This is a genomic window from Ruegeria sp. K7 (assembly GCF_056531785.1).
Genome location: NZ_JBQFMJ010000035.1, coordinates 1 through 6,756 on the forward strand (window position 1 = coordinate 1; position 6,756 = coordinate 6,756).

The 6,756-nt window shown below is 51.1% G+C and carries 6 protein-coding genes; 2 read left to right on the forward strand and 4 right to left on the reverse strand.

The features are described from left to right. The 3 genes from ACR0FE_RS23390 to ACR0FE_RS23400 all read right to left on the reverse strand — a co-directional run. The coding region (locus tag ACR0FE_RS23390) for a Spy/CpxP family protein refolding chaperone (RefSeq protein WP_480915538.1) at nt 1-521 on the reverse strand (521 nt) is incomplete at its 3' end. Between the two features lie 113 nt (nt 522-634). After that, complete coding sequence (locus ACR0FE_RS23395; protein WP_480490272.1) at nt 635-1,123, reverse strand: RidA family protein; 489 nt, start codon at nt 1,121-1,123, stop codon at nt 635-637. Between the two features lie 266 nt (nt 1,124-1,389). Next, on the reverse strand, nt 1,390-2,217 hold the full coding sequence (locus ACR0FE_RS23400; RefSeq protein ID WP_170619947.1) for a sulfotransferase domain-containing protein: 828 nt from the start codon (nt 2,215-2,217) through the stop codon (nt 1,390-1,392). Nucleotides 2,218-2,675: 458 nt separating this feature from the next. Here ACR0FE_RS23400 and ACR0FE_RS23405 point away from each other — a divergent pair, with 458 nt between their 5' ends. Beyond that, nucleotides 2,676-4,400: an adenylate/guanylate cyclase domain-containing protein gene (locus ACR0FE_RS23405; RefSeq protein ID WP_170617441.1), complete on the forward strand. Its 1,725-nt coding sequence runs from the start codon at nt 2,676-2,678 to the stop codon at nt 4,398-4,400. Nucleotides 4,401-4,627: 227 nt separating this feature from the next. Here the strand turns inward: ACR0FE_RS23405 and ACR0FE_RS23410 are convergent, their stop codons facing one another. Next, nucleotides 4,628-5,662, reverse strand: coding sequence for an alpha/beta fold hydrolase (locus tag ACR0FE_RS23410; RefSeq protein WP_480915539.1), 1,035 nt, complete (start codon nt 5,660-5,662; stop codon nt 4,628-4,630). Between the two features lie 133 nt (nt 5,663-5,795). Here ACR0FE_RS23410 and ACR0FE_RS23415 point away from each other — a divergent pair, with 133 nt between their 5' ends. Next, a complete protein-coding gene (locus tag ACR0FE_RS23415) occupies nt 5,796-6,659 on the forward strand; it encodes an alpha/beta fold hydrolase (protein ID WP_480915540.1) in 864 nt (287 codons plus the stop codon). The last annotated feature ends 97 nt before the right edge of the window (nt 6,660-6,756 follow it).

Genomic DNA, 6,756 nt, shown 5'->3' on the forward strand with positions numbered 1-6,756 from the left:
ATGCTGTACTGTTGGATTTGATCTGCGCTCAACAGTGGTGTTGTTTGCAGGTGCCGGGACAGATGAACCAGTCGCAACTCGGCCCTGGCAGTTTCGGCCGCTTCAACAAGTTTGTTTAGCTCGGCCAATTCAAGCTGGTCACCGGCAAACGCTTCACTCAACGCCGCCTCGGCCTCAATAAACCGCTCGCCTGCGACGATTGCCTGTTCGCGCATTTCAGAATGGATCGCCTCAATTTTTCTCAGCTGATCCTTCGAGAGTCCAAGTTCATCTTTCAATTCGAGCAAGTGTGCTGGGCCTGGTTTGCCATTCAGCTCCGCTGGTAAAGCAAAACCCCAACCTCCGCCGCGCCGCAACTCTTCTAAATCGGTGTCAGATAAGCTTTTGATGGTCCTGGATTGCAGTCCGGCGTATGGCGTGACTTCAGCGTCGTGAGTGTGACTTTGCGCGAGTGCTACTTGAGAGTATTGGATCGTACAGAGCGCCGTTACAATCAGAAACTTAGGCATAAACTTAATCATGGAGTCTCCTTTCTGGCTCACCCAAATGCTTTCTTCCATACAGTACTTCTGCCCGGCGCAGCGACATTCCTGCTCCTCTTTGACCAGTACGTCGTTCCGGATTCACGTGTATTCTAGGCCGTTGAGACAATAACCTCTGCTTCGATTTCAATTGGGAAGTTGATTGGTAGGCCTGCCACCCCGACCGCCGTACGTGAATGGCGGCCAATCTCTTCTCCAAAGACGTCAATGATCAAATCCGTGAAACCGTTGAGAACCGCAGGCGTATCGCTGAAGCCAGATTTGCAATTTATCATCCCATGAACTCGGCACCACCCCGTTATTCGGTTTAGACTGCCAAGTTCGCGCTTTAGACTGCCGAGAATAGAAAGCCCGACTTTGCGTGCTGAGGCGTAGCCCTCTTCCACAGACACATTTTCTCCGACTGCTCCAAATGGCGCGGCCGGAGTACCGTCTGTTTCTTGTGGTCCATGACCAGATACGAACGCCCGGTCGCCCCGAACGTTAATCCACGGAAATGGCAACACCATACCAACAGGCAATTTTAGCGGCGCAGGTAAAATGATGTTGTGGTCTACCAATCGCTGTTCAGCGTCGATCATGGTACTCTCCCTCGCAGCACTTGCATGGATCTTACCATAAACCATGCCCAAAGTCGGTCTCGACCACCAAACTTTGCAAGGTCCGCTTCGTCCACATTTGAGTCATCTGGCGAAACCGCGGCGAACGGCTGTTGTTGGTTAGGGCAAACCCTGGCCGCGTTCGCGGGCATGAATGACCGCTCATCGTGGTTACGGGTCATCCGGCAAAAAGTCTCAGATGGCCGAGACGGTCCCGAAGCGGCAATCTTTACTAAGAAAGCGAGGTCCTAAGCAGGAAGCTCTCCGCCAGACTGAAGCCATCGCGCGTCGGCTTCCGGAAGCAACTCTGCAAGACGTTTGTGAAACGCAAGAAGGTCTTCGTCTGAAAGCTTGCCCTCCCACTTGCGACTGCTTGCGCTATCGAAGAAGGCTGACGGGTCTTTAAAGGTTGTGGACCGTTGTGTTTCTTCCTTAGCACTCGCGCGTGCATTGGCTTGCATGTTCTCGAACTGCATACTTTCCGCAATTGCGGCCAGCATTTCATCGCCAATTTTCAAACCAAGTACGGAAGCGAGCTTTCTAGTATGAGAGAGCAAATCGCGCCGCATATCGGCGTAATGGAAAATGTGTATGTTGGGATGTTGGATGTTTGACTTGAAGGACTTGAAGTGATGAACGATGGCCTCAAGGGTGATCCCATCGGCCATCTCCTCTCGAACGGTCTCACCAAGAAAAAGGGCGAATGAAGCTGTCGGCTCATCCGGGAACCTGTCTTGGATCAGGTCTTCCTTCAGGTTTGCCACATGTCGGCGCATCGAAAAATGTGCGTCGATTGGGTGTCTGAACACCGCGATGTAGGTGCAATCTGGATCGAAAGGAATGCCGTCAAAAGGCGTATGGGTCTTGATGCATCTTCTGTGGCTTTGAGCTTCGAACATTCGAGCTATGGGGAGTTGATCTCGAAACGCAGGGTCGAGCCAAACCGACAGGTCATCCATGACCTTGTCCATACCTGGCTTTTCAAACAAGAGCGACAGCACAAGGGCTTGCGTCCATGTTGTTCCGCACTTTGGCGGTGTTGCAACAATCACATCTCCTTGGCGCAGCGCGAACATGTCCCAAATCCGATTGTCGGTGAGACGTGTTCTGTACTCGAATGCCTTCCTTGAAGACGCCCGTATCGTCATTCTGATTTCCGCCAATGGACCCTTAATGAAACGATAGCAAGCATGCGGCGCTGAACCTAGAATTTTGATGGCACCCGAGTAGGAAGGCCTTTCAAAGTGCCAAGCGAAAACCTTGCATTCGCGGCTAGAAGCTCGTTTTGCCCTCAAGGCAGTCATACGCGGCACCTTGTTCCAGTGCCTGTGCTGCGGTGTAAAGTCGAAATTACAAAGTTCGGTTTTTCGAGGTCCGCTTCTGCCTAATTTACCCAAAAGCAAAAAGCTTGCGTGTCGTTATTCGATCACTGATGTTCATTGAATATTGATCGCGATTTATGCGCGAAACCCCTAATATCCCTTTGACACTCCTTCACAATGGATACGCGGGAGGATTTTGTTTGGAGCGGTACTTGGCTGCCATACTCGTGGCTGATGTTGTTGGCTATAGCGCGCTTGTCAGTGCTAACGAGGAAGCCGCATTGCACACATATAGGGGCCACTTTAGGGCGCTGGAGCCGCATGTCGGCCTGAATGGCGGACGCCTATTCAAAAGAACTGGTGACGGTTTTCTTGCAGAGTTTTCCTCGGTTGTAGATGCGCTGGCATGTGCGGAAACGATGCAACGTCAGATGGCTGAGCGGAACGGGGCGCGCGGGCAAAGTCCGGAAATGCAATTCCGTATGGGAATTCACGCGGGCGATGTTTTTGATGACGACGGTGATGTTCTTGGTGACGGCGTCAACATCGCGGCCCGGCTGGAAGGTCTTGCTCCTCCCGGAGGGATCATCGTTTCAGGTCGGGTTTACGAAGATCTTGTGGGTAAGGTGGATGTATCGTTCACCGAATTGGGGCCGCAATATCTGAAGAATATCACACGCCCTGTAACTGCTTACTTGGTACAAACAGCATTTGCCACTGAATCCCCGTTAACTCAATCCCGTCCTGACAGGCCTTCAGTGGCGGTGTTGGCTTTTGACAATCTGTCGCCTGACGCTGAACAGGATTACTTTGCGGAAGGTATTACCGAAGACATCATCACCAGCTTATCCAGAGTGCCCTGGATATTCGTGGTCGCCCGAAACTCTTCTTTTTCTTACAAAGGGCTTTCGGTTGATGTGCGTCGTATCGGCCGAGAGCTTGGTGTCCGCTATATATTGGAAGGGTCCGTTCGCGGCGCTGGTGACCGGTTGCGTGTCACGGGTCAGCTGATTGATGCGGAAACCGGGTCTCATGTTTGGGCGGATCGATACGATGGCAAGCTCGATGATGTTTTCGAGCTTCAGGACCAGATTACCGAGGCTGTCGTTGCTTCGATTGCGCCAGGTATCCGACAAGCTGAAATAGACCGTGCTGCTCACAAGCGCCCTGACACCCTTGGAGCCTATGATCACTTCCTACGTGCGCAGTCCTTGATCTACAGGTTCAAATTCACTGAAGCAGACGACCATTTGTCAAAAGCTCTTTCACTCTCAAGTGAGTACCCATTGGCAAGCGCTCTTCGAGGCTGGATCCGCACTTTGCTATGGAACCCGGATACGCGTCCAAACGAGGCCCGATTTGACTACGCAATTCAGCTGGCACATGAGGCTCTGGCGGCATCACATCTTGACCTAGAGGCGCAAGCATATGCCGGTTACGTACTCGCGTTTCTGTCGGAGGATACAGAGTATGGTTTGTCACTTGTGGATCAAGTCGTCGAGAGAAGCCCAAATTGCGTTTCAGCCTGGGGATCCAGTTGCGTACTGCGTGGCCTGATGGGCCAAGCACAGACGGCACAGGCACATGCCAGGGAGGCGCTCCGACTTAACCCGAATGACCCACTAAACTACCGTGTCCACATGGGTATCAGCCTGTCGCAAATCGCGGAAGGGAACTGGCGCGATCTAAGAGAAACCGCCCAAAAAATGCGTGCATTTCATAATACTGTGACTGTCTTTCGCCTGAACGAACTTGTGGCGGAAATGGCTCACGGCAATGAGAGCCGAGCTAGAGAACTCGCACGTATTCACATGTCGCGGGAACCCGATTTTAGCGTTTCAATGTTCCGGCATATGCGCGCTCGTATCTCTATCGCAAAACCAGAAATCTATGACGCCTACTATGAAATGCTGGCAGCCGCAGGAATTCCTGATTGACGACACCAGTTGTAGACCAGCGGCAAGTCATAGCAAGCATGCAACATGTGGAAACATATTTTTGCCGCTGGAAGAATGCCCAATTTGGTCTGCGAACAGTCGTTGAAGTGAATAGCGGCGAGCGGCAATCGAACTTTCGCGGCGCTCGGCGTGAACGATTGCTCTGCGGACAAAGCTGCCTTTGCCACGTTAGATCAGATTAATAGGTTTGCAGTTTCATGCTCTAATCAGAACAGATGCCCATACGTGCGAATTGCATGCTGTCTGTTTTGCAGTTCAAGTTTGGCGTAGATTTTACTTGTGTGGTTTCGAACAGTTTTTTCACTCATTTGAAGACTTCTAGCAATTTCTTTACCACTCATTGCTTGGCAGATGAGTCTCAGCACGTCCTGCTCGCGCTTTGTCAAATCGTTAAAGTCCGTCGTTTGACCGGAAGATGTAAATTCAAGCAAGCTCTTGGAAAAAGCGCGCCAGGCAGGTTCATCGCGTTGAATAATGTGATTTTTTCCCTCTAAAGCAGACATTGTCGCTCTGGGAATTTTCTGAGCGAGATGTTGTCCTTCTTCAAACGGAATAACCTGATCGTTCCTTGAATGGATCACCAGTGTTGGAATTGAAACCTTTGGCAATAGACTTTCAACATTAACGTCAGCGCGCGCCATAAGCAGGTCGGCCCCTGTCTCAGGCAAAACGGTCTTTTGGCAAAGTTCTGTAAACCAAGAGCGTTGTTCGGGCGGCGCACCAGGAAGAAATCTTGATGTAAATACATCTTGAAACGCTGGGTTGTCATTCTCCCAACCCAGGCGAAATACATCGATAACAGTCTTGTAGTTTTTGGCGGCGACCGATCCGCGGTGGTTGCTGCCCCTTGCATAGCCTCCAACGAGTATCATCCCGACAACTCTGCCGGGATGCCTCAGCGAATACGCGATAGAAGTCGCAGCGCCCTGAGAAATACCCAGAAGATAAATTGGTTCATCTATTTCAGCGGCGTCGATTACAGCTTCGAGATCATCAACCCAGTAATCAATACCCAGATTCTCAACTCGTTTGTCAGATAATCCGCAGCCTCGCTCATCATATCGAACAAGGGTGAATTGACTTTCTAGCAATTCGATCCAGTGAGACCAAATTGGACTGTCTAGATCATAACTGAGATGCGTGAGCCAGTTAGCCGCCTTTACCATTGGTAGGCCGTTTCCGGATTTGCTCCACGCCAGCGACGTACCATCGCTTGAAGAAGTGTATCTAACGGTTCGCATGTCTTTTTTTAGTCGATTTGGGGCAAATGTCCCATCAATTTCCCGTCGGTTTGAGTCTAGCCGGGACATGTGTCCGATAGGTTGAAGGCCAGATGAGTGACACCATTGTGAAACTCAGTTTGGAGGTCATCACATGAATAAGCAATTTGACGCTTCACTACACGCATCGCCGTGTTGGTCCCAAATTTCGCCTGCTCCCTGCGTAGGGCTACATTGGTCCGGCGCTGACGGAAGCCAGTGGCGCAATCTGTTTGCCCGGATGAGCGAAGAAACCAAAACATTAGCACCCGACCTAATAGGAACCCTGTCTAGGGGTCATAAAATCCCGGACGGGCCGTTCACATTGGAAAACGAAGCTGCTTCGATTATCACTGAGATAGAGAAGCTTGGCAGGCCCGCTCACTTGATTGGACACTCGTATGGAGGAGCGCTGGCTTTGCATATCGCCAGAGCTCGACCCGACCTTGTTCGATCACTTTGTCTCTATGAACCAACTCTGTTCAGCCTACTGAAAGCCGGAGAGTTGACTGACGGTTTATTGTATTCCGAGATTGTTAGCCTCACAAACGCAATACGAACGGGCATAGAAGAGGGATGCGAAGAGTTTAGCGCACAGGTTTTCACTGATTTTTGGGGAGGACTTGGCTCTTGGCAAGCCCTGAGTCGTGAACGCAGGTGCGCTATGATTGATTGGGTTCACAAAGCCCCAAGCGATTTCGATGCGCTTCTGAAAGAACCTGACCCAGAATACATTCTTTCTGAGGGAGTTCCCTCTACGATCATTCGCGGATCGCAGACGCATGTGCACACAAAGCGCATCGCTGAACTTCTGGCATCCCAAGGCAAGCTTGTTGAACTAAAGGTTCTGAAAGGTGCTGGCCATTTGGGTCCCTTTACCTTCAAGGAAAGTTTCGAGATGGAGGTGCTGTCGCATATTAGAACTGTTGAGCATCGGTGCAATCGCCGCAAACCACGGCTTGGCGGACTCCGAAATTAAATCCGCTACAAGTATCCAGGGCAGTCCCAACGGCAAAAGGAACACCCCAGACAAAGGGTCTTTTTCTTGTCCAAACCAGCCAAATGTACCCGTCAAG